This is a genomic window from Nocardioides sp. GY 10127 (assembly GCF_004919085.1).
GTDB lineage: Bacteria > Actinomycetota > Actinomycetes > Propionibacteriales > Nocardioidaceae > Nocardioides.
Window position 1 is genome coordinate 49,894 of record NZ_STGL01000001.1, and the last position, 25,561, is coordinate 75,454.

General features: G+C 73.5%; 17 protein-coding genes. 11 read left to right on the forward strand and 6 right to left on the reverse strand.

The features are described from left to right. The first annotated feature begins 57 nt into the window (after positions 1-57). Entirely contained in the window at positions 58-3,777 is a 3,720-nt protein-coding gene (locus E8D37_RS00240) for an N-6 DNA methylase (RefSeq protein WP_136567759.1), read from the forward strand. A gap of 913 nt (positions 3,778-4,690) precedes the next feature. On the opposite strand, the gene E8D37_RS00245 is transcribed toward E8D37_RS00240, so the two are convergent. Together E8D37_RS00245 and E8D37_RS00250 are read right to left on the reverse strand one after the other, a co-directional pair. Then, the gene (locus E8D37_RS00245; protein ID WP_136567760.1) at positions 4,691-5,317 is read right to left on the reverse strand and encodes a maleylpyruvate isomerase family mycothiol-dependent enzyme; all 627 of its coding nucleotides are present in this window, start codon (positions 5,315-5,317) and stop codon (positions 4,691-4,693) included. A gap of 187 nt (positions 5,318-5,504) precedes the next feature. Continuing rightward, positions 5,505-6,353: a GIY-YIG nuclease family protein gene (locus E8D37_RS00250; protein ID WP_136567761.1), complete on the reverse strand. Its 849-nt coding sequence runs from the start codon at positions 6,351-6,353 to the stop codon at positions 5,505-5,507. A 472-nt stretch (positions 6,354-6,825) separates the two neighbouring features. Here E8D37_RS00250 and E8D37_RS00255 point away from each other — a divergent pair, with 472 nt between their 5' ends. From E8D37_RS00255 to E8D37_RS00265, 3 genes are all read left to right on the forward strand, one after another. After that, complete coding sequence (locus E8D37_RS00255) at positions 6,826-7,848, forward strand: sodium:calcium antiporter (RefSeq protein ID WP_136567762.1); 1,023 nt, start codon at positions 6,826-6,828, stop codon at positions 7,846-7,848. A gap of 85 nt (positions 7,849-7,933) precedes the next feature. Beyond that, positions 7,934-8,305: a helix-turn-helix transcriptional regulator gene (locus tag E8D37_RS00260; RefSeq protein ID WP_240770093.1), complete on the forward strand. Its 372-nt coding sequence runs from the start codon at positions 7,934-7,936 to the stop codon at positions 8,303-8,305. Beyond that, the gene (locus E8D37_RS00265) at positions 8,302-9,645 is read left to right on the forward strand and encodes a permease prefix domain 1-containing protein (protein WP_136567763.1); all 1,344 of its coding nucleotides are present in this window, start codon (positions 8,302-8,304) and stop codon (positions 9,643-9,645) included. Before E8D37_RS00260 ends, E8D37_RS00265 begins: the two co-directional genes overlap by 4 nt. Before the next feature lie 17 nt (positions 9,646-9,662). Here the strand turns inward: E8D37_RS00265 and E8D37_RS00270 are convergent, their stop codons facing one another. Both E8D37_RS00270 and E8D37_RS00275 read right to left on the reverse strand, forming a co-directional pair. Further along, positions 9,663-11,309 (reverse strand): DUF389 domain-containing protein, encoded by a 1,647-nt coding sequence (locus tag E8D37_RS00270; RefSeq protein ID WP_136567764.1) that lies wholly within the window; start codon positions 11,307-11,309, stop codon positions 9,663-9,665. A gap of 70 nt (positions 11,310-11,379) precedes the next feature. Beyond that, positions 11,380-12,309 (reverse strand): homocysteine S-methyltransferase family protein, encoded by a 930-nt coding sequence (locus E8D37_RS00275; protein ID WP_136567765.1) that lies wholly within the window; start codon positions 12,307-12,309, stop codon positions 11,380-11,382. 342 nt (positions 12,310-12,651) lie between these two features. On the opposite strand from E8D37_RS00275, the gene E8D37_RS00280 reads away from it, so the two are divergent. The 3 genes from E8D37_RS00280 to E8D37_RS00290 all read left to right on the forward strand — a co-directional run bounded on the left by E8D37_RS00280 (position 12,652) and on the right by E8D37_RS00290 (position 16,432). Then, positions 12,652-12,939, forward strand: coding sequence for a hypothetical protein (locus E8D37_RS00280; RefSeq protein WP_136567766.1), 288 nt, complete (start codon positions 12,652-12,654; stop codon positions 12,937-12,939). A 173-nt stretch (positions 12,940-13,112) separates the two neighbouring features. Then, the gene (gene aqpZ / locus E8D37_RS00285) at positions 13,113-13,853 is read left to right on the forward strand and encodes an aquaporin Z (RefSeq protein ID WP_206055493.1); all 741 of its coding nucleotides are present in this window, start codon (positions 13,113-13,115) and stop codon (positions 13,851-13,853) included. Positions 13,854-14,008: 155 nt separating this feature from the next. After that, positions 14,009-16,432, forward strand: a complete 2,424-nt coding sequence (locus E8D37_RS00290) for an Ig-like domain-containing protein (RefSeq protein ID WP_136567767.1) — start codon at positions 14,009-14,011, stop codon at positions 16,430-16,432. Between the two features lie 9 nt (positions 16,433-16,441). Here the strand turns inward: E8D37_RS00290 and E8D37_RS00295 are convergent, their stop codons facing one another. Beyond that, positions 16,442-19,405 (reverse strand): PAS domain-containing sensor histidine kinase, encoded by a 2,964-nt coding sequence (locus tag E8D37_RS00295; protein ID WP_136567768.1) that lies wholly within the window; start codon positions 19,403-19,405, stop codon positions 16,442-16,444. 504 nt (positions 19,406-19,909) lie between these two features. On the opposite strand from E8D37_RS00295, the gene E8D37_RS00300 reads away from it, so the two are divergent. The 3 genes from E8D37_RS00300 to E8D37_RS00310 all read left to right on the forward strand — a co-directional run bounded on the left by E8D37_RS00300 (position 19,910) and on the right by E8D37_RS00310 (position 22,704). Next, positions 19,910-21,310, forward strand: a complete 1,401-nt coding sequence (locus E8D37_RS00300) for a PAS domain-containing protein (protein ID WP_136567769.1) — start codon at positions 19,910-19,912, stop codon at positions 21,308-21,310. A 171-nt stretch (positions 21,311-21,481) separates the two neighbouring features. After that, positions 21,482-21,907 carry a response regulator gene (locus E8D37_RS00305; RefSeq protein WP_168929552.1) on the forward strand — a complete coding sequence of 142 codons (426 nt, stop codon included), beginning with the start codon at positions 21,482-21,484 and terminating at the stop codon, positions 21,905-21,907. A gap of 89 nt (positions 21,908-21,996) precedes the next feature. After that, complete coding sequence (locus E8D37_RS00310; protein WP_136567771.1) at positions 21,997-22,704, forward strand: ribonuclease HII; 708 nt, start codon at positions 21,997-21,999, stop codon at positions 22,702-22,704. Between the two features lie 30 nt (positions 22,705-22,734). On the opposite strand, the gene E8D37_RS00315 is transcribed toward E8D37_RS00310, so the two are convergent. Next, positions 22,735-23,076 (reverse strand): DUF2200 domain-containing protein, encoded by a 342-nt coding sequence (locus tag E8D37_RS00315; protein ID WP_136567772.1) that lies wholly within the window; start codon positions 23,074-23,076, stop codon positions 22,735-22,737. 91 nt (positions 23,077-23,167) lie between these two features. Here E8D37_RS00315 and E8D37_RS20190 point away from each other — a divergent pair, with 91 nt between their 5' ends. Further along, a complete protein-coding gene (locus E8D37_RS20190) occupies positions 23,168-25,549 on the forward strand; it encodes a polyprenol monophosphomannose synthase (protein ID WP_240770094.1) in 2,382 nt (793 codons plus the stop codon). The last annotated feature ends 12 nt before the right edge of the window (positions 25,550-25,561 follow it).

The window sequence follows — 25,561 nt, forward strand, 5'->3', positions numbered from 1 at the left end:
CGTACAGCTTGTGACTGCCAGCAGTAGGGTGCCGAGGGCGACGAACAAGGGGGACCTATGGTCAACGAGACGATCAAGCGGGCCGTGGAGCGGTTGGCGACGCGGAGCACTCAGACAGAGGCCGACATCCAGTCGGACATCCAGACCGTCCTCGCCGGTGGTGAGCTGAACCTGACCAGCGACGACGTCGTCCCGAAGCTTGAGCAGCCGACCGGTGACAGCACCCGCCGACGCATCGACGTGGCGATCTGTCACTGCGTGATCGAGGTTAAGAAGGATTTGCGCAGCCCCGCTGTCCGGGCTGACGGCGAGGAGCAGCTCCGGGGGTACGTGCAGACTCGTCACCAGCAATACGGCCGCCGGTTCGTCGGCATCCTCACCGATGGCGTCGACTGGACTCTTTACGACCTGACCGCAGGCGGCGACCTGGTAGAGGTCTCCAGACTGACCAACACCGGCGACGCCGATCGGCTGCTGGTGTGGATCGAGGCGATCCTGGCCAGCGAGACCGCGGTCCCGCCGGTCCCGGCCGAGATCGAGCAGCGCCTGGGCGCCAACTCTCCGGCCCATCAGCTGGACTTCCGCGAGCTGTCCGCCCTCTACGAGGCGAACCGGAACAACGCGGAGGTCGCACTCAAGCGTGAACTCTGGGCAAAGCTCCTGAAGACGGCTTTCGGCTCGTCGTTCCAGGACAGCTCGGACACCTTCATCAACCACACGCTGCTCGTCCTGACCGCAGAGATCATCGCGCACGCGGTGCTGGACATAGACATCTCCGCGGCCGGTCCCGTCTCGCCGCCGGACCTCGTCACCGGTCGCCAGTTCGACCAGGCGCTCATCCACGGCGTCGTCGAGGCCGACTTCTTCGACTGGGTCGTCGCAGTCCCCGGCGGGGAGGCCTTCGTTCGCACGCTCGCCGACCGGCTCTCTCGATTCAATTGGGCCGGTGTCGAGCACGACGTGCTTAAGCACCTCTACGAGTCGATCATCGTCCAGGAATCGCGCCAGGAATTGGGCGAGTACTACACCCCAGACTGGCTCGCCGACCGCGTGGTCGCCTCCACAGTCACCGCCCCCCTCACCCAGCGCGTCCTGGATCCCTCGTGCGGGTCCGGCACCTTCGTGTTCCATGCAGTCCGCGCTTACCTCAACGCTGCGGATGCCGACGGAGTTGGTGTCGGCGACGCCATCGCAGGGCTCACCCAGCACGTCCTCGGAATGGACATCCACCCCGTCGCCGTCACCCTCGCCCGCGTCACCTACCTGCTGGCGATCGGCACCGACCGCCTCCGGGATACGGAGCGTCCCGAGATGACCGTGCCTATCTACCTTGGCGACTCCCTCCAGTGGGAACAGAACCGCGACCTATTTAGTCGTGACGACGCCGTCTCGATCGCCACGACCAGCGACGAGCTCGTCGGTGAGGGCGGCGGCATCATCGGCGACGACGATCTCGTGTTCCCGGTGTCGGTACTCAAGGACGCCGCGACTTTCGACCGCCTCGTCTCGCGGATGGCCGACCTGGCCCTCGACAACACCGGCAGGAAGCACCGCACCCTCATCACGCCAGTGCTCAACCAGTTCAGGATCGCTGAGGAGGACCGCGACGTCCTGGGCAAGACCTTCGCCACGCTCCGCGACCTCGCTCTCAGTGGCCGCGACCACATCTGGGGCTACTACGTCCGAAACCTGATCCGCCCCATCTGGCTCGCTATCCCCGAAAACCGCGTCGATGTTCTCGTGGGCAACCCGCCTTGGCTGCGCTACTCGAAGATGACCCCGGCGATGAAGGGCCGCTACAAGGCGCTCGCCAAGCCCCGCAACCTACTGAGCGGCGGCCTCGGGGCATCTGGTCGGGACCTGTCGACGCTGTTTGTCTCGCGCGCGGTCGAGATGTATCTCCACCCCGGCGGCACATTCGCCTTCGTAATGCCCCACGGCACGATCACCAGACTTCCTCACACAGGCTTTCGGTCGGGTAAGTGGGCCTCGGCGCAGACCGGTGCGCTGACCGTGGCATTCGGCGAGACCTGGGACCTCACCGACGCGCCCACCGGCTTTCCAATGGTCTCCTGCGTCATCACCGGCACCTCGACCAACCCTGCGGTCGGCATGAAGCCGGAAGTCCAGCGGTGGACCTCTACGCTTAGCACGCCCGATGTCACCTGGGCTGCCGCCGAAAACACCTTCACGATCACGACGCGCAAGGTCGCCCAACTCAACTCCGACGCCGACCTCCCTGTCTCGCCCTACAAGCGCAAGTTCCGGCAGGGGGCCATCCTGGTGCCCAGAGTCCTAGTCACCGTCGAGGACGCACCGGCTACGGCACTCGGCGCCGGCGCTGGGCGCAGGCTAGTCCGGTCCCGTCGGACGACGGCCGAGAAGGACCCGTGGAGGAAGGTCGAGACGCTCACGGGCTCGGTCGAGAGTCAGCACATCCACCCCACGCACTTAGGCGAGACCATCGCACCATATCGCGCGCTCGACCCCATCCTGAGTGTCCTGCCCCTTGGCAGCGACCGCCTCTTGCTGCCTAGCGAGATCGCTGAAGCGCCAGGGCTCTCCGGTTGGTGGGCCAAGGCCGAGCAGGCGTGGGGCGTGGGGAAGGTCGCCAATGACGACTCCGACCTCCTCACCCGCGTCGACTATCACACGCAGCTGTCGTCTCAGCTGCCGATCGCCTCGCACCGCGTTGTGTACACCAAGTCCGGCACGGCCCTCGCCGCCGCGAGGGTCGAGGACGACAGGGCGGTCATCGACCACAAGCTGTATTGGGCGCCGGTGGCCTCGGTGGCGGAGGGTCGCTACCTCACCGGGATACTCAACTCGGAGACCTTGCTCAAGCGCGTCACGCCGCTCCAGAACGTCGGGCTATTCGGTCCCCGGGACTTTGACAAGAATGTCTTCTACGTCGCCTTCGGCCCCTACGACTCCACCAACGCCGATCACCAGGCGCTGATCGACCTGGTCGAGAAGGCCGAGGAGGCCGCAGCTACGGTGCCGATCGCCGCGGCCTTCACCACGACCCGTAACGACATCCGCAAGGCCCTCGCCGCCAAAGGGTTGCTGGCTCAGATCGAAGATGTCGTCACTCGCATCCTGCCAGTCGTCGCCGTCAGCGAAGATGGCGATTCCGCACGATCCGCTGGGGGCACCGGGCAACTGCGACGCACCAGCCTCGAACCGTTCTTTCTCGACGAGGCCGATGTCGAGATCGACCTGGACGTGGAATACGACCGGGACCAGAACGTGTACCTCTGGGGCATGCTCGTCCGTAGGAGGGTCGTCGACCGCGACCCGGCCTACATCAGCATCGGGTCCGCCTCCATCCAGCAGGACTTCGCAGAACTCGCATCCGAAGCTGTCGCCCGGCTCAAGGACATCGTCGCCTCGGCTGAGGAGGCGGGGGAGACCGTGCGCTTGTACCACTACGGCAACGCTGAGAGGCAGCACCTCGAGCGCCTCGGCGGTGACGGTGCCACGCTGGCGTCGATGGCCACGGACGTGCTCGGCCTGATCCGCTCGCGGTTCTCCAGCACACAGGGTCTTGGCCTCAAGCGCATCGGGGCCCTCGCTGGGGCTAGCTGGCGCACGGAGGGCCTCGTGGGCGACACCACCTACGATTGGATCGAGAGGGCGAGAGCAGGCGACGCCGCCGCCTGGGAGCAGCTCGTTAAGTACAACGAGGACGACGTGAACGCCCTCGCGCTGGTACGAGCCGCCCTACGAGACTATCCCGATGGCTTCGGCGGCGGCGCGACGGATGTGACCGCCTAGGCGAATGCAGGTTGGTTCTGAGTCCATTCGAGGGGCACAACGCTCGGGTCTGCTGCACGGTCTGGTGACCCCGTCGTTTCAAGGGGCAGTCGTGTCCCATTCGCGCTAGCGGAGCTGGGAGGCTCGGCTCGGACCGGGTTGTACCACGCATGAGTAGGGCGAACGAAGAGCCGAATCTGAGGTTGATGGATGCGGAGGCTGGGCCAGTCACCCAGCATCTCCACAGGGGAGTGCCCTCGCTGGAGGCCGCGTGAACCAGGTCGCTGACTGGCTCTTCTCCGACGCTGTACCTATCGGACCCGGCACCAGCGCCTCCTCAGTCCGGCGCCAGTGCCGGTGCTCACGGTTCCAACTCCACCTGAAGTAGGTTTGGATGCGGTCATCGGATGTGCCGAAGGCGGCGCGGACGCCGCGGGACTGTCGACGACGCTCGAAAGTGGAGCCGTCCCGGCGGGGTCGTTCTGGCCCTAGATTGGAGCGTCGTCGTCAGCGGGACCTTGGCCACTCGTGAACCTCCATAGGGGGACGCTAGGGCCTCGCAGTCCGCTCGATCGGGAAATTGCCGAGGTGCGCAAGATTGACGCGGCCCCATATTGTTGAGGGGTGGCGGTTACCTCTTGACCAGCGGCTGCAATGACGGCTGCAACGTCGCGAGACGGAGGCAGGTGACGCGAGACTGCGTGGCGGGCATTCAGGCTCAGCGAGACCTGCGCGCCTCTCCAGCGCCCGTGAAGCCGCGCCTGGGGGTCAAGGGGTCGCAGGTTCAAATCCTGTCAGCCCGACCGAACCAAACCGCCTCTGACCTGCGGAAACGCAGACGTCAGAGGCGGTTTCTTCGTTCCGACATGCCCAGCGCTGCATCTCCCGCTGCAACGCCGCTGCTCGAGGCTGCCGTCCCCCCGTAGCTGCCGCATTAGACCGAAGCCGCACCTCCGGGGTACGGCGGGCGACCGGTGGCGCTCCAGGCGGCCTCCCAGGGCTTGCCGGCCACATCGCCGACATCGGGGGCACCCGAGAGCAGTTGCTCGATGAACTCCGTCTGCCAGTCGGCAGGCGAGTAGGCGGTGACCGCGGGGCCCAGGTCGCAGTGGTGGATCTCGAGCTCGTGCCAGCGCATGCCGGCCACGTCGGCGGTGGAGATCCACCGGCCGGAACCGGGGGTGCGTTCGATCCGACCGAGACCCAACGGAGCTCGGTTGGTCTGCGTCTCGACGAGCAGGGGGTCGAGACGTCGGCACCCGTCCGCCAGCCGTTTCAGGATCTCCTCGGGGCTCGCTGCCGACAACCCAGAGATGTCGTCGTCGCGCTGCGCGTCGGAGGCGTACATGGTCCGGGCCTCGTCGCTCAGCAGAGCCTCGACCGCGCCCGCGAGCGCCTCGGCGTTGAGGGCGAGGTGCGCCGCGACGTGCGACACGGACCAGCCGGGAAGCAGGCTGGGCAGCCGCCACTGGCTCTCGTCCAGCGCCTCGAGGCTCGTGACCACGCGCGCGGACGACTCCCGGACGGCCTGCACCATCTGCAGAGGATCGGTCTGGGTCATCACCCAGTTGTAGCGCACGCGGTGTCCCCGTGGGCCGGGGCTCACGCCAGCCGGCCGACCGCGGTCCGCTCTGCCGACAACGCTCAATGAGAATGGCCCAGACGGTGCCCAGCACCGTCCCCTCCCCCCCCGCGCGTTCGCCCCTCGCGTTCCTGGCCTGGACTCCCTTGCGGCGGGCTGAGCAGTCTCAATTCACGTTGAGACCGAAGGTGCGGGTGAGGAGCTTGTTCTTCCAGTAGGACTCGATCTGCTCGATCGTCGTGTCGGGGGTGTTCTCGTCCACCACCTCGAGCACGGAGACCTGGTAGCGGCGGCGGCCGTGCTCGCCGGCCTTCCTGAGCCCAACGTTGCCGCCGTGTCCGTCCGTCGCGTACTGGAGCCACCGCCCGTACAGGCTGTCCGCGCCCTTGGCCGAGCCGACGTACTGCTGGCCCGAGTCCATGTCGACGAGCAGATAGACCCCCTTGACGCTGCGCAGGACCTGCTGCCAGCCCGGCGGCAGTGTGGGGACGTCCTCGACCGGGCGGACGAACTCCCGGAAGCCCGGGAACCGCGGCTCGGACTGGTCGGCGATCTCGAGGATCGGCTTCGGCTGGTTGGCCGCCCGCTGCACCCAGCTGCGGGTCCCGGCGCCCCAGTCGATCACGACCCTGTCCCGGTAGGCGGCCAGGTCGTTCAACAGCACGAGGTCGTACTGCAGATGGCCGGACACGTCGGCTCCGGTGAGGACGTCGAGGCTGCCGGTCTCCGCCGATCCCACACCGTCGACGCGGTAGAGCCCGACGAACACCGTCTTGCGCGCCTCGGTCACGATGAACGACGCCAAGCGGCACCCGACCGGCCAGGTTTCGCGGGCCTGGGTCGCCTGGTACTGCTCGAAGGCACCGGCGTCCTGCCGCCACGCCTCGTGGAGCCTCCCAGGCCGGAGCCGGCCGTCCTGATGGCGCACCAGCCGCACGTCCTCGCTGTCGATGCCGGCCAGGCCGAGGAGGTCGGCGAAGGTCAGGAAGCTGCCGTCAGGGGTGGAGGACGTCACCTGACGGATGCTAACCAGGCGCTGCTGGACAGGTAGGCGGTGCGGAGGCGCCCGCGATGCTGTGTCGGCGGCCGGCGGCCGGCCTTGGGTCCTCGTGCCCACGAGGACCAAACGCCCCCAACGCCACGCCACAGAACGCGTCACCCCAGGTCAGCGCGATGCAGCCAGCCGGCCGGCATGCTTCGGTCCTCGCCACCACGAGGACCGAACGCCACCCCGGCACCCGCAGCCACCAGACAGGTGCCGATGGCAACCATCGGTTCAGCGTGGGCTAACCTCGAGGGAGCGAAGGGGAGTAGCCCTGCAACACCGGTCGTCGACACACTGGAGCCCCGCTCCCGGTGGCCGGGCCCGCGGAGCGGGTGGGCGAGACCTTCGGTCCTGTTGACGACGTCAGTGCGCCGACGGGCCGAAGTGGTCGGGTCCCTCGTCCGCCTCGGTCACGCGGCGCGGGAAAGGCCTGGAAGCCGCGATGCTCCACTTCGTCCTGCTGATCGCGTGCGCGATCGCGATCTACCTCTCGTGCGAGTGGTTCATCAACGCCGTCGAGTGGCTCGGGCAGCGCCTCGACGTCGGGAAGATGGCCGTCGGCACGGTGCTCGCCGCGTTCGGCACCGCCCTGCCGGAGTCGGTGGTCACCCTGGTGGCGGTCACGACCGGCGCCACGCCCGAGGCCCGCGACATCGGCGTGGGCGCCGCCATGGGTGGCCCGCTGGCGCTCGCCACGGTCGCCTACGGCGTCACCGGCGCGATGCTGCTCCTGCGTCGTCGCCGCACCCACGCGGCCACGCCGAGCGACCAGGAGGCGATCGGCACCCCGGACGAGATGCGTCGCCTCGCCAAGGACCAGACCTGGTTCCTCCCCGTCTTCGTCCTCAAGGTCGCCCTGGGCCTCGTCGCCTTCGCCTTCAAGCCGGCCCTGGGCCTGCTGTTCTTCGCCACCTACGCGGTCTACTTCTGGCGCGAGATCAGGGCCGAGGACGACGAGCAGCCCGGCGAGTCCGAGGCGCTCGAGCCGCTCAAGCTCCAGCCGCGCGCCGCGTCCCCGGCCACGTGGGCCGTCGTGGTGCAGACCCTCGGCACGCTCGCGGTCATCTTCGTGGCCTCGCAGCTCTTCGTGAAGCAGCTGGACGCGGTCGGGCCGATGCTCGGCCTGTCCACCACCGTCACCGCGCTGCTGCTCTCGCCCGTCGCCACCGAGCTCCCGGAGATCATGAACGCGGTCATCTGGGTCCGCCAGGGCAAGACCCACCTCGCCCTGGCGAACATCTCGGGCGCCATGATGATCCAGGCGACGGTGCCCTCCGGCCTCGGTCTGCTCTTCACCAGCTGGCACTTCGACGCCGCGCTGACCTGGTCGGGCGCCGTCACCATCGCGGCGATCGTCTACCTGCTCACCCTCATGCGCACCCACCGCCTCACCCCGGGCCGGCTGGCCCTGTCGGCCGGCTTCTACGCGGTGTTCGCGGTCGGCCTGGTCGTCATCCTGACCTGAGCGACGGCCCCCGGGGCCCCGGTGCAGCGGGGGCACCCCTTGCGCTGCTAGGTATCGTTACCTAGCAGATCTAGGGATGGAGTGCGTGGTGCACATCGACAAGGACCTCGTGGCCGCCTCGGCCACGCCGCTCGTGCTCGGCATCCTGGCCGAGGAGGAGTCCTCGTACGGGTACGCGATCCTCAAGCGGGTGCGCGAGCTCTCGGACGGACGCATGGAGTGGACGGACGGGATGCTCTACCCGCTCCTGCACCGGCTCGAGCGCCAGGGCCTCGTCGGCGCCTCCTGGGGGACGTCGGAGGAGGGCCGGCGGCGCAAGCACTACGCCCTCACCGAGGCCGGTCGGCGTCAGCTCGCCGAGCGGCAGAGCCAGTGGGCGGTCGTGAGCCAGACGCTGGCCCGGGTCTGGGACGCGCCCGGTGCGGCCGGTCCGCTGTCGGGGCCGGTGCTCGCGTGAGCTCCGGTCTGGAGGAGCAGGTCGCGCAGTGGCGCGGCTTCGTGCGGCGGCGCGCGGTGCTGAGCGCGGACGACGTGGCCGAGCTCGAGGAGCACCTGCGCGGACAGGTGGACGACCTGAGGGCCGTCGGGCTCTCCGACGACGAGGCCTTCCTCGTCGCCGTCTCCCGGATGGGCAGCATGGACGCGCTCTCCCGGGAGTTCGCCGCGGTGCACTCCGAGCGGCTGTGGAAGCAGCTCGTGCTCAGCGACGAGGACCGGGGCCCCGCCGCCCGGGCCGCCTCCCGCCGGCGGACGTGGCTGGTGCTGGCGCTGGCCGTCGGCGCAGCGCTCACGTTCCGCGCAGCGCTGTGGCTGATGGACACCGATGTGGTGTGGCGCGCGGGCGCGGGGCTCGTGCTCCCGTGGCTGGCCGGCTCGTTCTGCCTGCGGCACCGGGTGCCGCGCGGCGTGGTGCTCACCGCCGCCGCGGGCTGGGTCGCGCTGCTCGTCGTCCTGCTGGTGTCCCCGTTCGAGGCCGGCGGCGACACCCTCGTGCTGGCCGCCGCGCACGCCCCCGTCGTGTGGTGGCTGCTCGCCGGGGCGTTCTACACCGGGGGCCGGTGGCGCGACCCGGCCCGGCGGATGGACTTCGTGCGCTTCACCGGCGAGTGGGCCGTCTACTACTTCCTCCTCGCCGCCGGCGGAGGCGCCCTGATCGGGCTCTCGCTCGCCGTCTTCGGTGCGGTGGGGGTGGACGCGTCACCGGTGCTGCTCTCGTGGGTCCTGCCGTGCGGGGCGGCCGGCGCGACCGTGGTCGCCGCCTGGCTGGTGGAGGCCAAGCAGAGCGTCGTGGAGAACATGGCGCCCGTGCTGGCCCGCGTGTTCTCGCCGCTCGTGCTGGCGCTGCTGGTGGCGCTGCTGGTGGCGTTCGCGCTGGACCCGCGGGTGCTGGGGGTGGACCGCGACCTGCTCGTCCTCATGACGGTCGTGCTGGTCGTCGTCCTGGGGCTGTGGCTCTACACCGTCTCGGCGCGCCGGCCGGAGGCGCCGGTGGGGGCCTGGGACCGGGGCCTCGTCGCGCTGCTCCTCGCGGCCGTCGCGGTCGACCTCGTGGTGCTGGTGGCCATGGCCGGACGCATCGCCGAGCTCGGCCTCACGCCGAACCGCGCCGCCGCTCTCGGCCTCAACCTCCTGCTGCTGGGCGACCTGGTGGGCTCGGCGTGGCTGGCGATCGGCTTCGCGCGGCAGGCGCGCCCGTTCTCGGCGCTCGAGCGTTGGCAGACGTCCTCCCTGCCCGTGCTCGGCGCCTGGGCGGCCCTCGTGGCCGTCGCGTGGGGGCCCCTGTTCTCCTGGACGTGAGCCGTCCCGGGCGGCCCTCACGGGGAGGTGCGCGGCTCCAGCCACTGCACCGAGACGTCCACGGGGCGGCCGAGGATCTCCTCGACGCGCGCGTCGAGGTCGGAGGTCGGGGGAGGACGCACCGCGGAGACCAGCAGGACGCCGACCCCGCCGTCGTCGGTGACGACCTGGAGCACCTGGGCGTCCGGGACGGGCGCGAGCCACGCGTCGAGCGCGGAGCGCACGGCGGCCTCCTCGTCCTCGCTCCTGACGGCGTCGAGGCCGGTCGTGGCGAGCGGGATCGCCAGGACCGCCAGGGCGAGCCCGCCCGCGAGGGAGAGCGTGAGCAGTCGGTGGCCGCCGAGCCCGGCGACCGTCCCGAAGCCGTGCAGCACGAGGACGGCGCCGGTCGCCACGACGATCGCCACCATGTTGATCGCGAAGAGCAGGAAGGCGCCCAGGGCCTCGCTCGGTCGCCCGCCTGCCAGGCACGAGCCGGACACGCACAGCGGAGGCACGAGCGAGACCGCGATCGCGACGCCGGGCAGGGAGTCGCCGACGTCGGCGCGCACGAGCGCGAGCCCGCCCGCGACCCCGGCGGCGAGCGCCACGGCCAGGTCGGGCAGGGCGGGGGCGGTCCTGGCCAGGACCTGCTCCCCGTCGAGCAGGACGACGAGGTCGCGGGTCGTGGCCGCGATGAGCATCGAGACCGCCAGCACCGCCAGGGTGCCGCCGGTCAGCACCAGCGCGGCGCGGGCCGCGCGACGCCCGGCCCCGGCCACGAGGCCGACCGCCAGGGCCTGGATCGGCCCCATGAGCGGGGCGACGATCATGCCGCCGATGACCGCGGCGACCGAGCCCGCCAGCACGCCGTAGGTGGCGATCACGGTGGCCAGGACCAGCAGCAGCACGAACCGCGCGAGCCGCTGTCTCGCCTGCGGACCGTCGAAGTGCACGCGGTCCGCGAGGGCGGCCCGCTCGTCGGGCGTCATGGCCCCACCACGGGGGATCGGCGCGGTGACCCACGGCCGCCCGTCCTGGTCGTCGGGGTCGGCGACGGGAGTGGTCACGGGGCCGGCGGTGGGGTCGGCGGTGGGATCGCGGGGCTCCAGGGCGCGCAGGGTGACGACCAGCCCGCCGGCCAGCCACGCGAACGCCAGCGTCACCAGCGCCGCCTGGCCGAAGAGGTCGGTGAGCAGCAGCCCGGCGACGGCCCCCGCCGTCTCGGCGGCGGCCAGCCCCGCGAGCCACGCCCTGGCCCCGGTGCGGTCTCCGACGGTCGCGAGGGCGAGCAGGTCCCCGGCCGCGCGGACGGCCAGCACCGCACCGGCGGCCCGGGCGGGGGTGCCGGCGTCACCGGGCGCCGCGAGCAGCACCACCGCCCCGGCGAGCGGGGCCAGGGCGCGCACGGCCGCTGCTCGGCGTCCGGCAGGGTGCACGCGCCGGACCTCGGCCACCTCCGCGGTGGCCAGCCCCAGGAAGGCCAGGCCGATGGCCGGGGTGAGGGTCGCGTGGTCGAGGGGGAGCAGGACCCACGCGAGCAGCACCGCGAGCACCAGCAGCGAACGCAGCGCGGCGGGCGCCAGGAGCCCGCGGCCGAGCGGTGCCGGCCCCGCGGGTGCCGGAGCGGGGGCACCAGTGGCGGCGGGCGCGGCGGGCGGACGTGACGATCCCCCTGACGTCATGCGCCGAGGCTAGGGACGGCCGCCGGGCCGGGGGAGGGCTCGCCCGCCGCGCTGTGCGATCGGGAACGGGTCAGCCCGCGGTGCCGGCGGTGGCCCCGGAGCGGGCCACGCCCCACAGCGCGGCGACGTGCCCGGCGTCCGTGCCGCAGCAGCCGCCGACGACGCGGACGGCCGGCATCCGGTCGCGCACGGCGGCCGTCGCGCCGGTGAGCAGGTCGAGGTCGCCGGCGTCGAGGTCGTCCGCCTCGTCCAGCTCGGTGTGGCTGAGGGTGGAGGCGTTGGGCCGGAAGAACGTGAGGCGCTCCTGCCAGGGGCCGCCGTCGAGGCCGGCCAGCACGTGGAGCGGGTGGGCGCAGTTGAGGCCGTACCAGTCGGCGGGGGCGACCTCGTCGACGACGTCGATCGCCTCGGCGACCGTCCGTCCGTCGGGGAGCCGGCCGTCCGTCTCGACCGTGAAGGAGACCGCCACCGGCAGGCCCACCGAGCGCGCAGCGCGGACGATCCCGATCGCCTCGGCGGGTGCCGTCATCGTCATCGCGTGCACCAGGTCGGCGCCGGCCGCGTCGAAGGAGCGGAGCTGGCGCAGGTGGTAGTCGGCCGCCTCGTCCGCGTCGGAGCCCGCGGCCACGTACCCGTCGCCGCGGGGCCCCACGACCCCGGAGACGAGCGCGCGGCGCAGGTCGGCGCCCTCGGCGATGCCCCGTGCCAGGCGGACCGCCAGACGGTTCACCCGGTCCAGGCCCGCAGCGTCGTAGCCCACGCGGGCGCCCCAGTCGGGGTTGGCCCGCCACGTGGGGGTCTCGACGAGGAGACCTGCGTCGGCGCGGTCGGCGATCGCGGCGAAGGCGAGGTAGTACTCGCGCAGGAGCCGTGCCCCCTCGTGCTCCTCGACCAGGGGGAACGCGGCGAACTCCGGGAGGTCGATCCCACGGTGGAAGATCAGGTCGGTCTCCAGCCCCGCGTCCGTGACCCACGCCGTGCCCTGCAAGAGACCGCTCATCACACGCACCCCTCCCGTGACCCGGGTCACCTCCCGGTGCGGTCGGGTCTACCACGCGGGCGCCGCGGCGGGGAGGGGCGTCACCGGCGCCGGAGTCCCGCGGAACAGCCCTGGTGCCGCCCCGCGTCACACGGCGCCCACCACCCCGGCACCACCCTGGGACCGGCGGCGCGAGAAATCTCGCGCGGCGGCCCGGCCGGCGGCACAGTGAGGATCGCGGGGGCGGTGGACGTATGTACCTCAATGTGGGGATGCGGCTGCCGAAGAGGAACGGAGCAGGCGCGTGTCGAGCAGGATCCCACGCGCGCCGTCCGCCCCAGCACCGCCAGCCAGGAGCCCGAGATGACCGAGCACGAGCAGGTCTACGAGAAGTCCGCCGCGCTGCAGCGCACCTATGCCCACCTCCGCGACGGCCTGGAGAACGGGTATGCGCCCGGCCAGCTGCGCGCCTACGCCCAGGTCGTGGCCCGGCAGGCCCTCGAGCTCGCCGACCTCCTGGAGGCGGCCGGCCGCGAGGCCGGCATCCTCCTCTCCGCCGCGACCGGGGAGTCCGAGGCGTGCGGTGAGTCGTTCGGGCGCCCGCTCGTCATCGGCGACACCGTGCCCGCGGAGTGGCTCGACCAGGACTGACGACCGCGACGTCCGGCCCGCCTCACCCGTGGTGGGCGAGGCGTGGCGCGGGTCCGTGGCGGTTGGCTCGGGGGTCCGACGCCGCCCGGGGGGAGCGCGTTGCCGGTGTCCAGGCGCCACCCGCCCCGGCGGTCCACGCCGCACCCGGTGCGGCTGACCCCAGGGGGACCCGCATGGCCGCACCCAGCATGAGCAAGCGTCTCGCCGCCGAGTTCCTGGGCACCTTCGTGCTCGTGCTCGGGGGCTGCGGGACGGCCGTCCTCGCCACCTCGAACACGGACGTCGGGGTCGGCTGGCTCGGCGTCGCGCTCGCCTTCGGCCTCACCGTCGTGACCATGGCCTACGCCGTCGGGCACGTGTCGGGTGGCCACTTCAACCCGGCCGTCACGCTCGGTGCCGCGGCGGGCGGACGCAACGCCTGGAAGGACACCCCGGCCTACATCGTGACCCAGCTCGTCGCAGGCGTGGTGGCCGGCGCCGTGCTCCTGCTCATCGCCAGCGGGCAGGACGGCTTCTCCGCGACGGAGAGCGGCTTCGCGTCCAACGGGTACGGCGACCGCTCGCCCATGGGCTACGGCCTCCTGGCCTGCCTGGTGACGGAGGTCGTGCTCACCGCGATCTTCCTGTTCGTCATCCTCGGTTCCACCGACTCCCGCGCGCCCAAGGGCCTGGCGCCGCTGGCCATCGGCCTCGCGCTGACCCTCATCCACCTCATCAGCATCCCGGTCACGAACACCTCGGTGAACCCGGCCCGGTCGATCGGCGTGGGTCTCTTCGCCGGCGGGGACGCCATCGCCCAGCTGTGGCTCTTCATCGTCGCCCCGATCGCCGGCGCGCTGATCGCCGGCTTCAGCTATGCCTTCCTCCTCGGAGACGAGGAGCCGGTGAGCCTGCCGGAGGCGATGGAGTCCTGAGCCGTCAGGGCCGCCCAGCAGGCGTCAGGGAGTAGCGGACGCATCCGGTCTAGATCGTGGTGCGGCGGTGCTCGCACCGGGCTGAAGAGCGCTCCTATGCTCCGGGCGTCCGTTCCCCGGCCCCGCTCGCGGCGAGCGGAGAAGGAGCCGTCGCGATGCGCTGGCCCGGTCCGTCCACGTCCTGGTCCCTGCCCGGTCTCTCGGCCTGTCTCTCGGCCGCTCTCCCCGCCGGTCGCACGGCCAGGCTGCTACGGCGCGGCGTCGCGCTGGCCTGTGCCTCCGGCGGGCTGGCGGTGGTCGTGGTCGGCACGCCGCTGACCGCGCCCGCCACGGCCGCGACGACGACGGTGACCGCCACCTTCACGAACAGCAGCTGGACGGTGCCCGCGGGCATCACCTCGGTCCACGTGCGCGCGGTCGGTGCCTCGGGTGGCTCCACCTTCTACGACGGGACGAGGGGCGGCAGCGGCGCCGTCGTGGAGACGGACCTCGCGGTGAGCCCGGGCGACGTCCTGACCGCCCACGTGGGCGGCGCCGGGGCAGCCGGCTCCTACTCCTCCGGCGGCTCGGGCGGCTCGAACGGCGGCGCCGCCGCCGGCTCCTGGACGTCGGGCGGCGGCGGCGGCGCGAGCGACCTGCGCCTCGACGGGGACGCCCTCGCCGACCGGGTCGTCGTGGCGGCAGGCGGGGGCGGGGCGGCCTTCTACGGGAGCGGCAGCGCTGCGGGCGGCGACGCCGGGGCCGCCGGCAACGTGGTGGGCGGGTGCAGCGGCGCGATCGCCGCCCAGCCCGGCACCGAGTCCGCCGGGGGTGCCGGCTCCTACGGCACCGGCGACTGCTCGTACTGGACGGCGGGTGGCAGCGGCTCGTTCGGCGCCGGCGGAGCGGGTGGCTTCAACAGCGGCTCGAACACCTCCGGCGGCGGCGGTGGCGCCGGCTGGTACGGCGGGGGCGGTGGCGGCCAGTACGCCTCCGGGGCCGGCGGGTCCTCGCACGTCGACGCCGACCTCGGCTCCTCCACGACCGTCACGACGGCGTCCTACCAGGCCACCCCGACCGTCGTCGTCACCTACGCCCTGGCGGCGCAGGACGTCACGTTCGGGGACGACACCCCGACCGAGACGGTCGCCGGCACGTCCACGGACCTCACGGTGACCGGGGGCGGGAGCGGGAACGACGTCGTCCTGTCGGTCGGCGACGGCACCAGCGACGCCGCCTGCACCCTCACCGGTAGCACCGTCAGCTTCGCCCACGCGGGCACCTGCGAGATCGTCGCGACCCAGGCCGGTGACGACGTCTCCTACCTGGACGGGACGGCCACGGCCACCATCACCGTCGACCCGGCCCCGACGACCACCGACCTCGACGTCGAGGCGGGCTCGCTCTCCGCCACGGTCGGCGTCGACGACCCGTCCACGCTCCTGCCCGAGGGCGAGGTCACCTTCAGCCTGGGCGACGAGGTGGTCGGGACGGCCGACCTGGCCGACGGCACCGCCACGCTCGACCAGGACGTGCCGGCCGGCTCGGCAGCCCAGGTGACCGCGAGCTTCGCCGGCACCGCCGACCTCGAGGGATCCCAGGACACCGCCACGCGCGCCGCGCAGTCCGTGTCCTTCGACGACGCCCCCGACGAGGCGACCGTGGGCACGACCGCCGACCTGTCGACCACCGGTGGGGCCTCCTCCATCGGCGTGACCCTCGCGGTGGGTGCGGGCACCACCGGCACCGCGTGCACGGTGGCGGGGAGCACGGTGACGTTCGCGCACGCCGGGACCTGCGAGGTGCGAGCCGACCAGGCGGGGGACTGGCGGTTCCTCCCCGCGGCCGCGACGACGACCGTGACGGTCGCCGCGACGTCCACCACCACGGCGGTGGCGGTCGGTCGGGCCAAGGTGACCGCCACGGTGAGCGCGGCCGCGCCGTCCACGCTCGTCCCGACCGGGACGGTGGAGTTCCTCGTCGACGGCGAGAGCCTCGGCACGGCCGCCCTCGCCGACGGCACCGCCGTCCTCTCCCAGGCCGTGCCCACGGGCGCGACCCGCACGGTGACGGCCCGCTACCTCGGCAGCGACGACGCGACCTCGTCGCAGGCCTCGGTGGAACGCCGTGACCCGACGATCAGCGCCACGGTGAGCAGCGCCCACAACCCCGTGCACGGCTGGTACCGCACGCCGGTGACGGTCAGCTTCACCTGCCAGGCGCAGGGCTCCGCGCTCGTGTCCTGCCCCTCCGCGCTCGTGCTGACCCGGAACGGCAGGTCCGTCGGCACCTCGGGCACGGTGACGGCGAAGGACGGCGGGTCCGCCACCGCGACGGTCGCCGGGCTGCACATCGACACCGTGGCCCCGAAGGTCCACGTCACCGGCGTACGGCCGGGCCGGACGTACCGCGGGGTCGCGCCGACCCCGCGCTGCGTCGCCCGCGACGGGCTCTCCGGCTCCGCCGGGTGCGACGTCACCGAGAAGGTGGTCTCGCTCCGGGGCACCCGCACGGTCGTCCGCTACACGGCGACGGGCGAGGACGTGGCCGGCAACGTCCGTCGCGTGGTCGGGCGGTACACGCTCGTGCCCCGCGGCTGACCCGGGGACTCAGGAGTCGTCGGCCTGCCCCCGCGCGGCGGGCAGGTCGAAGGTGAAGGTGGTGCCGGGGCCGCCGTGGGGGTCGATGGGGCGCGGGGGAGTGGAGCAGGAGATGCGTCCCCCGTGCCGCTCCACCACCGAGCGGCAGATCGCGAGGCCCAGGCCCGTCCCCTCGTAGGTCGTGAGGTGGGCGTGGGCCCGGGTGAACCGGGAGAACACCCGCTCCTGCCACTCCTCCGGGATGCCGATGCCGTTGTCGGTGACCCGGACGACGAGCCGGTCGCCCTCGCGGTGCGCGTCGACGGCCAGCTCCGGCAGGTGCCCGGTGGGGACGTACTTCGCGGCGTTGCCGACGAGGTTGCGCAGGAGCTGGCGGACCATCATCGGGTCCGCCAGGACCCGGGACGCCGACGCGTCGACGCGGACCCGCGCGTGGGGCGCCGCCTCGGCCACGACCTGGGAGAACAGGCCCCCGCGGCCGAGCAGGTCCAGCTCCTCGGCCTGGAGGGCCGCCCCCTCGGCGGTCGCCTGCGCCAGGACGTCGGCCAGGACGTCGTCCATGCGCTCCACCGCCCGGGCGGCGTGGTCCACCGCGGCCAGCGCCCGCTCGGCGGAGGCCTCGTCGTGCTCGGTGGACCCGGAGCCACCGCTCGCGGCACCCTCGCCCCCCTCGCCCCCCTCGCCCCCCTCGCCCTGGGGCTGGAGATGGCTCGACGCCATCTCGAGCCACCCGGAGGCTGCCGTGAGCGGGCCGCGGATGTCGTGGGCGGCGATCTGCGCGAACTCGGCCAGGCGGTTCGTCCGGTCGCGCTCCTCGGTGACGTCCGAGGCGACCACCAGCACGAGGGGGCGGGCGCGACCCCCGGCGGTGCCGGGATCGAGCCGACGCGCCGAGATGGTGAGCACCAGGTGGCCGCCGTCGACGGTCTCCACCTGCACGTCCTGAGGCGCGACGACGCCCTCCACGAGCGCCCGGCGGGAGGGGCGCTCGTCGGGCGGCAGCGGTGTGCCGTCCGCTGCCCGGAGCCAGGCGTCCAGGTGCTGCCCGTCGCCCGGGCGCCTCAGGTGCGTGAGGAGCCGGCGGGCGGCGTCGTTGGCCTCGACCACGCGGCCCTCCTCGTCGGCCACGACGAGGGCGTCGGTGACGTGGCTGGTGATAGCCCCCAGCAGCTGCGCCCGCTGGACGTGGAAGGCACGGTTGGCGGCCAGCGTCCCCGTGAACCGCTGGTAGTCCCAGGTGTAGGCGTAGGCCATCGCGGTCGCGGCGATGACGCAGGAGAGGAACAGCTGGACGGCGAACGACTCCGCGGTCGTGTCGTCGATGGTGCTGAACGTGGTCAGGCCCCTGCCGGTGAGCACCAGCACCGCGACGACGTAGGCCCACGTGAGCGCGACCAGGAGCCGTGCGCGGCTCCGACCGCCGATCCAGGCGAACGCCAGGAGCGCGATGCTCACCGTCTGCGCGTACGGCCAGAACAGGCAGGCCACGGCCACCCCGAACCAGACGACCACCCACAGCGTCAGCGGCACGTGGCCCCGCGTGGGCGTCGTCGCGCGCGCCGAGTCCTCCGCGGCCCGCGCTTCCCCGCGCTCGCCCAGACGGCCGGCCGTCAGCGGTCCACGACCCAGGCGGGCGACGGTCGCGCTGGCGGTCACGGTGCCCGCGACGTCCACCGCCCCCAGCAGGAGCACCGCGCCGAGCACGAGGATCATCCCGAGGACGTGCCGGGCGAACCAGGCGCCCACCGTGCTGGGCTCCACCGGGAACCCGCTGAGGGTGAGGCCGGCGACCGCGAACGAGACACCGACCGCGCAGGCCAGCACGACGACCGCGAGGAACACGGCCATCGCCGAGACGAGGCGCGGCTGCGGCTCGACGTCCACGCCGCCCCCGCCGAGCTCCGAGCCGATCCGCGGGAGGCGCCGGCGCCGCGGACTGGGCGCCGTGTCCACCGGCTTCTCGCCCTCGGCCGGCTCCGGCGCCGCGGTGTCGAGCTCCGCTGTCACGGTGTCGTGCTCCGCCTCCTCGGCGACGGGCGTCGCGTCCTGCGCGGCGGAGGGTGCGGCGGAGGGTGCGGCGGAGGGTGCGGAAGCCTCGGCCACCGGCTCGTCCGCGCGGAGGTCGGAGGGGTGGGGGAGCCTGCCCAGGAGGTAGCGCCGCACGAGCACCGCGGCCACCCACGCCTCGAGGAGGCCGCTCAACGACCCGAAGACCGTGAGGGAGAGCGGGGCGTCGGTGAGGGCGTTCGCCGCCGCGTGCATGCCGAGCAGGCCGACGCTCACCAGGACGGCGCGTGGTCGGGTGGTGGGCAGGACGAGGAGGGCCAGCACCGCGACCGCCTGCGCCGGCCACACCAGCGAGACCCCGTCCGGGCCGACGAGCAGGCGCCCGAGGAGGAGGGCACCCACGTACGCCACGAGCAGGACGCCGTGGGTGGCGATCGTCCGGCGGTCCGGCAGCCGGCGGGGGCGGCCGGTGGGGGTCCTGCGGCTGGGCAGCGGGGGTCCGGGGCGGTCACCGTGGTCGCCCTGGCCGTCGTGGTCGCTGTGGCCGTCGTGGTCGTCGACGGCGTCCGGCGTCGCCGCGGCCTCCGCGGTGTCGGGTCCTGGCATGGCGTCGCCAGGGACCTCGGCGGAGTCGTCGCCCGGCGAGCGCCGGCCGTCGCCGAGGCCTTCGGCCGGCTCGAGCGGAGCGGGAGCCTGCGGGGCAGCACCGTCGCCGGTGCGTCCCGTCGAGCCGGGGCCGCCGTCCACGGCCGCGGGCGGACGGAAGGGCCCCGAGCGCTGGAACGTCGAGGTGCGCACCATGTCGGTGATGACGCGCTGGCGATCGATCGACGGCGGCGCCGGCCACCGCGTCCCCGCCTCGTCGCCCCCACGGCCGCGGCGCCGCGGCGCGCGGCCCTCCTGCCGGGCGTCGCTCTGCGAGTCCTGGCGCGTGTCCTGGGACGAGGTATCCCTGGGTCGGGTCACGGAGGCTCCTGGGGGGAATCGAGCCGGTGCTGCGGGAGGCGGCGGTGCTGTCGGTGGTCCTGTCGGTGGTGCTGCCGGAAACGCTGGGGCGGTGGGACGGCGGTGCTCCGGGACGGGCGTGCGCGGGCGTCCTGCACACCCGTTACCTCGGGGGGTACGGACCATCGTGCCTCCTGGGACGCCCGAGCGCAGCGTCTCTTCAGGAATCCGCTGCGGTCCGCAACGGCCGGGGTGCACGGGCGCGTCGTCTGGCCCGGGGACGCCGTGGGAGGCGCGCCGGGACACCGGGGCGCGCCCCGGGTGGCCCCGGGTGGCCCCGGGTGGCCCCGGCCCGGGGGACCAAGGTCACCTCAGCCACCGGCCGGCGCGGACGATGGGCCCAGTGCGTCCCCTGCTCCACCCGTCGGCACCCGCCGGCACCGCCGCCGGCCGGTCGGACGCACCGGCCACCCGTCCTGCGTGAGCCCCGCCGCCCGGAGACGTCCCGCCAGGAGCAGCCAGCCGATGAACGCCACCCGCACCCGTCCCGCGCCCAACGGGCTCGAGACGACCTTCCCGCCCTCGGACCTGTTCTTCTCGCGCACGGACGACCGCGGTCACATCCTGTCCGGCAACACCGTGTTCGCCCAGGTCTCCAAGTACGAGCTGGCCGACCTCGTCGGCGCCCCGCACTCCATCGTCCGCCACCCCTCGATGCCGCGTGGTCTCTTCCGCCTGCTCTGGACGGAGATCTCCGAGGGACGGCAGATCGTCGCCTACACCGACAACCTCGCCTCGGACGGGAGCCACTACTGGACGCTGGCCTCGATCCGGCCCGTGCCCGGCGGCGAGTACCTGTCGGTGCGCGCCAAGCCGTGCGACACGGCGACGATGGAGGTCGTCTCGGGGCTGTACGCCCAGGTGCTCGAGCACGAGCAGGAGCTGGCCGCGGGCGGGATGGCCGCCCGCGACGTCGCGGACGCCGGCTACGTCCGGCTGCTCGAGCTGCTCGCCTCCGCCGGCTACCCCAGCTACCGGGAGTTCCAGCGCGAGCTGCTGCCGCGTGAGGTGGCGCTGCGCTCGGAGGCGACGGCGAGCGGCGGGCAGCACCCCTCGGCGCGACGCGGACGGGTCCACGGCGAGCTCGACGACTCCCACGCGGCGCTCGTGCAGGCCCTCGACACCCTCGTCGGCGGGCTGGGGCCCTTCACCTCCGAGAGCGCGAGGCTGGGGGACCAGGCGGCCTACCTGCGCACGTTGGCCCGCACCATCCGTCGCTTCAGCCTCAACTCGCAGATCCTGGGCTACCAGGTGGGCGACTCCGGTGCCGGGCTCTCCGCCGTCGCGCGCCTCATCAACGACGAGGCCGGACGCTTCGCGGGTCTCGTGACCCCCGTGGCGGACACGATCGCCAGCATCCGCGAGCACCTGGCCGAGCTCACGTTCGCCGTGGCCTCGGCCAAGATGCAGCTGGACGTGATCGACGTCTTCGTCACCGACCTCGGGGCCTCCCACGTGGCCCCCGACGGCAGCACCCAGGGCGCCGACCCGGTGCGGATGGCCGACCTGCGCGGGCTCGTGGACAACCTGGCGCTCGACATCGAGGCGGCCGCGGGCGCGCTCCACGAGCTCCAGGAGCTGTCCTCCGGGCTCGACCGTCCGCTGGGCAAGGTGGAGCTCGTCCTCTCCCAGATCAGCCTGCTCGCGTTCAACGGGCGGGTGGAGGCGGTGCGCCTCGAGGACCCGGCCAGCGCCCTCCAGCTCTTCAACGAGGTCCGGGCGCTCGCCAAGGCGGCCGGCAGCCAGCTCTCGGGCGGCACGACGCTCGCGGGGCTGGTCCGCGAGGCCGCCCGCGAGGAGATGGTCGTGCAGGACAGCCTCCTGCACGTCCTCACCGTGCTCGAGTCGTTCGGCCGCGCCGCCTGACCCCTGGCCACACCGCGTCCGCCCGATAGTCCCTGACCAACGGACCCGATTCCCGCCCCGCGGAGGGTCCGTTGGTCAGGGACTATCGCTGCTCCTGGCCGCGGCGGAAACTTTGCAAACGATTTCGCTGGGACCCCTCCGACTCGTCGTGTGAAGGACGATGAAGAAGGTGTGAACACCATCCTGCTCGTCGAGGACGACGAGGACATCGCGTTCCTCGTCCGGCTGGTGCTGACCTCGGCGGGCTGCCAGGTCACCACCTGTCGCACCGCCGACGAGGCCCTCAGACACCTGGCCGCCGCCGCCCTCCCGGCCACCCCGCCCTTCGACCTCCTGGTCACCGATGTCCACCTCCCGGGGCCCCTGGACGGGCTGGCGCTCGTGGCCCGGGCGCGGGCCGAGGGCCTGGAGCCGGTCGCCGGCACCCTGGTGATCTCGGCCAGCGTGGGTACCGCCGACCTGGCCGGGTACGCCCGGGCCGGGGTGGGGGAGAGCTTCCTGGGCAAGCCGTTCGAGCTGAGCGACCTCACGGCGAGGGTGCGCGACCTGCTGGAGCGGGCCGGGCGCCCGTGCGTCGGGGCGCCGCTCGCGGTCTGAGGCCCGCGATCCCGCGGGTCGGGCGCCGCACCCGGGCGCGCCTGCGGCACCCTGGTGCGGTGACGGGTGGCGTGAGGGGCGACAGGGCCGTGACCGAGCCGGCCGAGCCGGGCGAGCCGGTTGAGCCGGGCGTAGGAGTCCCCACCCACGCCCTCGAGGACGAGGTCCTCGCTGCCACCGGTGCGTCGCGGCTGGCGGCGCTGGACGAGGTCGGCCGCGGCGCGGCCGCCGGTGAGCTCGTCGTCTGCGCGGTCGTCCCCGGGCCGAGGCCGGCGCCGGAGGGGCTCGCCGACTCCAAGCTGCTGTCGGCGGCCGAGCGGGCCAGGCTGGAGACGGTCCTCCTGGGATGGGTCGAGGCGCACGCCTTCGGCGCGGCGAGCGCGGCCGAGATCGACGACCTGGGCATGGCCCGCTGCCTCACGCTGGCCGCCACCCGGGCGTTGGCCGGGCTGCCGCAGCCGCCCGACCACGTCCTGCTCGACGGGCCGCACGACTACGTGGGGCACCCGTGGCAGGTGACGGCCCGGGCCAAGGCCGACCGGGACAGCATCGCGGTGGCCGCCGCGTCCGTGCTGGCCAAGGAGCACCGCGACCGACGCATGCGCGCGCTCGCCGAGACGTGGCCGGGCTACGGGTTCGAGGAGAACGTCGGCTACCTCTCGGGCGCCCACGACGAGGCGCTCGGACGCCTCGGGCCGACGCCCGAGCACCGCACGAGCTGGCGCTTCATGGAGTCGCACCCGCAGTGGGAGCACGCCCGCCGGGGCGTCGTGCAGCTCTCGCTCTTCGGCGGCTGACGGCCGCCCAGGACGCGACGGGCCGGAGGCTCAGCCGCGCAGCACCTTCTCCAGGGCCTTGCCCTTCGCGAGCTCGTCGACCAGCTTGTCGAGGATGCGGACGCGGCGCATGAGCGGGTCCTCGACCTGCTCGACCCGGACGCCGCAGACGACGCCGGTCACCAGGTCGGAGGCGGGGTTGAGGCAGGCGTCCTCGAAGAAGGCGGCGAAGGTGGTGCCCGCCTCCACGTGGGCCGCGAGCGCGGCGTCGTCGAACCCGGTGAGCCAGGTCAGGACGGCGTGGAGCTCCTCCTTGGTCCGGCCCTTCCGCTCCACCTTGGCGAGGTAGAGCGGGTAGACGGAGCCGAAGGGCATGGCGGCGACGCGGTCCATGCCGACAGCGTAGGCGCTGGTGTGGGCAGGGCCACTGCCGTAGGGCGACGGCGGTCAGGTTCCGGTCAGGTCCGCGGGGCAAGGGTGAGGTGTGACCCTCTCCCCGGACTCCCCGCAGCCGTCACCCGGTACCCCTGACCGCGGGCCCGCCGCGCCCCTCGCCGCCGGCGTCGGGCTCGTGCTGGCGCGGGCGAGGGCCGTCGTGGTCGTGCCGACCTACTGCGAGGCCGAGGGCATCGACGCGATCCTCGACCGGCTGCTCGCGCTCACCCCGCCGGACGGCGTGGACCTCGACGTCCTCGTGGTCGACGACGAGAGCCCGGACGGGACGGGCGACCTGGTCGCGGCCAGGGCCGCCACCGACCCGCGCCTCCACCTCCTGCGCCGTCACGACCGCACCGGCCTGGGCGCCGCCTACCGCGACGGCTTCGCGCACGCACTGGCCGAGGGCTACGACGCGGTGGTGCAGATGGACGCGGACGGCTCGCACCCGGCCGACGCGGTGCCGGCGATGCTGGAGCGGCTGCTCGGGCACGGGTCCGAGGGCTCGGACGATCGCCCCGACGTGGTCCTGGGCTCGCGCTACGTGCCCGGCGGCCGCACCGAGGGCTGGCCCCTGCGTCGCCGGCTGCTCTCGCGCGCCGCCAACGGCTACGCCCGCACCGTGCTGGGCCTGGGCACCCGTGACGCCACCGCCGGGTTCCGGGCCTGGAGCGCGGACGCGGTGCGCCGGGCGGGCGTCCTGTCGACCCGCTCCTCCGGATACGGCTTCCAGGTCGAGAACACCTGGCACGCCGAGCGCCGCGGCCTGCGGGTCGACGAGCACCCCATCACCTTCACCGAGCGGGAGACCGGAGCGTCCAAGATGAGCCTCGCCACCGCCCGCGAGGCGTGGATGCTCGTGCTGCGCTGGCGGCTGGGGGAGGTGCGACCGTGGACGCCGGTCGTCCTGGTGCTCGCGCTCGCCCTGATCGCCCGCCTCGCCATGCTGACCCAGCCGCTCACCTCCGACGAGGGCGGCTTCCTCATGGTCGCCGCCCAGTGGCACGCCGGCACCTCGCTGTACGGCGACTACTGGGTCGACAGGCCCCCGCTGCTCATCGGGCTCTTCCAGCTCGCGGACCTCCTGCGCGCGGGCCTGCTGGGCGCGGCCCACGCGGTGCTCGGCGGGGGCGCGGCCCTGCCGGCCTGGCTCACCGACGGTGCCGCCGCGCTGCGCCTCGTGGGGCTCGGCTGCGTCGCCGTCTCCGTGCTGCTCGCCGCGCGGCTGACGTCGCTGCTGGCGCCCACCCGGCGGGTGGCGCCCCTGCTCGGGGCCGCGGTCGCGGGCATCTTCCTGGTCGACCCCCTGCTCGGCGCCTCCGAGGTGGACGGCGAGCTGCTGGCCGCGCCCCTCGTGCTCGGCGGCCTGCTCACCGTCGTCCTGGCGTGGCGGGCCGGCGACGTGGGGCGGACCCGCGCCGCCCTCGGCTGGTGGGCCCTGGCCGGGCTGCTCACGGCGGCCGGGTTCGGGGTCAAGCAGTCGATGCTGGACGTCGGGGTGGCCGGTGCGGTCGCCGTGCTCGTCCTGCTCCGGCGGGGACGCCGCGGCGAGGCGCTGCGGGCGGTCGGCGCGCTGGGCCTCGGCGTGGTCGTGGGCTGCGCGGCGATGGTCGCGTGGGCCGCGCTGCGCGGCACCGACCCGGTGCAGCTCCTGCACGCGGTCGTCACCTTCCGGTTCCGCGCCTCGGCGGTGATCGGCGCCGACGCGTCCTCGGCCACTCCCGCCCGCGCCCTCAGCCTGGTGAGCGCCTTCGCCGGTTCGGGCGCGCTGTTCCTCCTCCTGGTCGCGGCCGTGCCCGGGCTGCGGCGCCGCGGGCTCGCGGCACCCCGCTCCGAGGGCACGGGCGTGGGCGTGCCGCTGGGGCTGCTCTGCGTGGCGGTCGTCGCCTGGGAGCTCGTGGCGGTCGCCGCGGGCGGCTCCTACTGGCTGCACTACCTCATCGGCACGGTGCCCGGGCTCGTCCTGGTCGCCGGGTGGGTGCTGGACCGGCGTCCCTACCGGGGCCGTCGGGTGGCCGGCGTCCTCGCCTACGCGGCGGCCGTGGGCGTCGCCGCCGTGGCCGTGGTGGCGACGGCGGCCCCCAGCACGTCGGCCGCGGACAGCGCCCAGGTCTCCCACTACCTGGCCGCGCACTCGACGCCCGCCGACACCGCCGTCGTGGCGTTCGGGGACCCCGCGATCCTCGAGGAGGCCGGGCTGGCCAGCCCCTACCCGGAGCTGTGGAGCCTGCCGGTCCGGGTGCGGGACGCCGACCTGACGACCCTGACCCGGGTGCTGCGCTCGCCCGAGGCGCCGACCTTCGTGGTGGTCGACGGCGACAGCCTGGCGACCTGGGGGGTGGACGCCACCCGCGCGGAGGCCGTCCTGCTGGAGCGCTACCGCGTGGTGCACGTCGCCGACGACTGGCACGTGTACCGGCTGCGAGCCTGAGTTCGTCCGGCA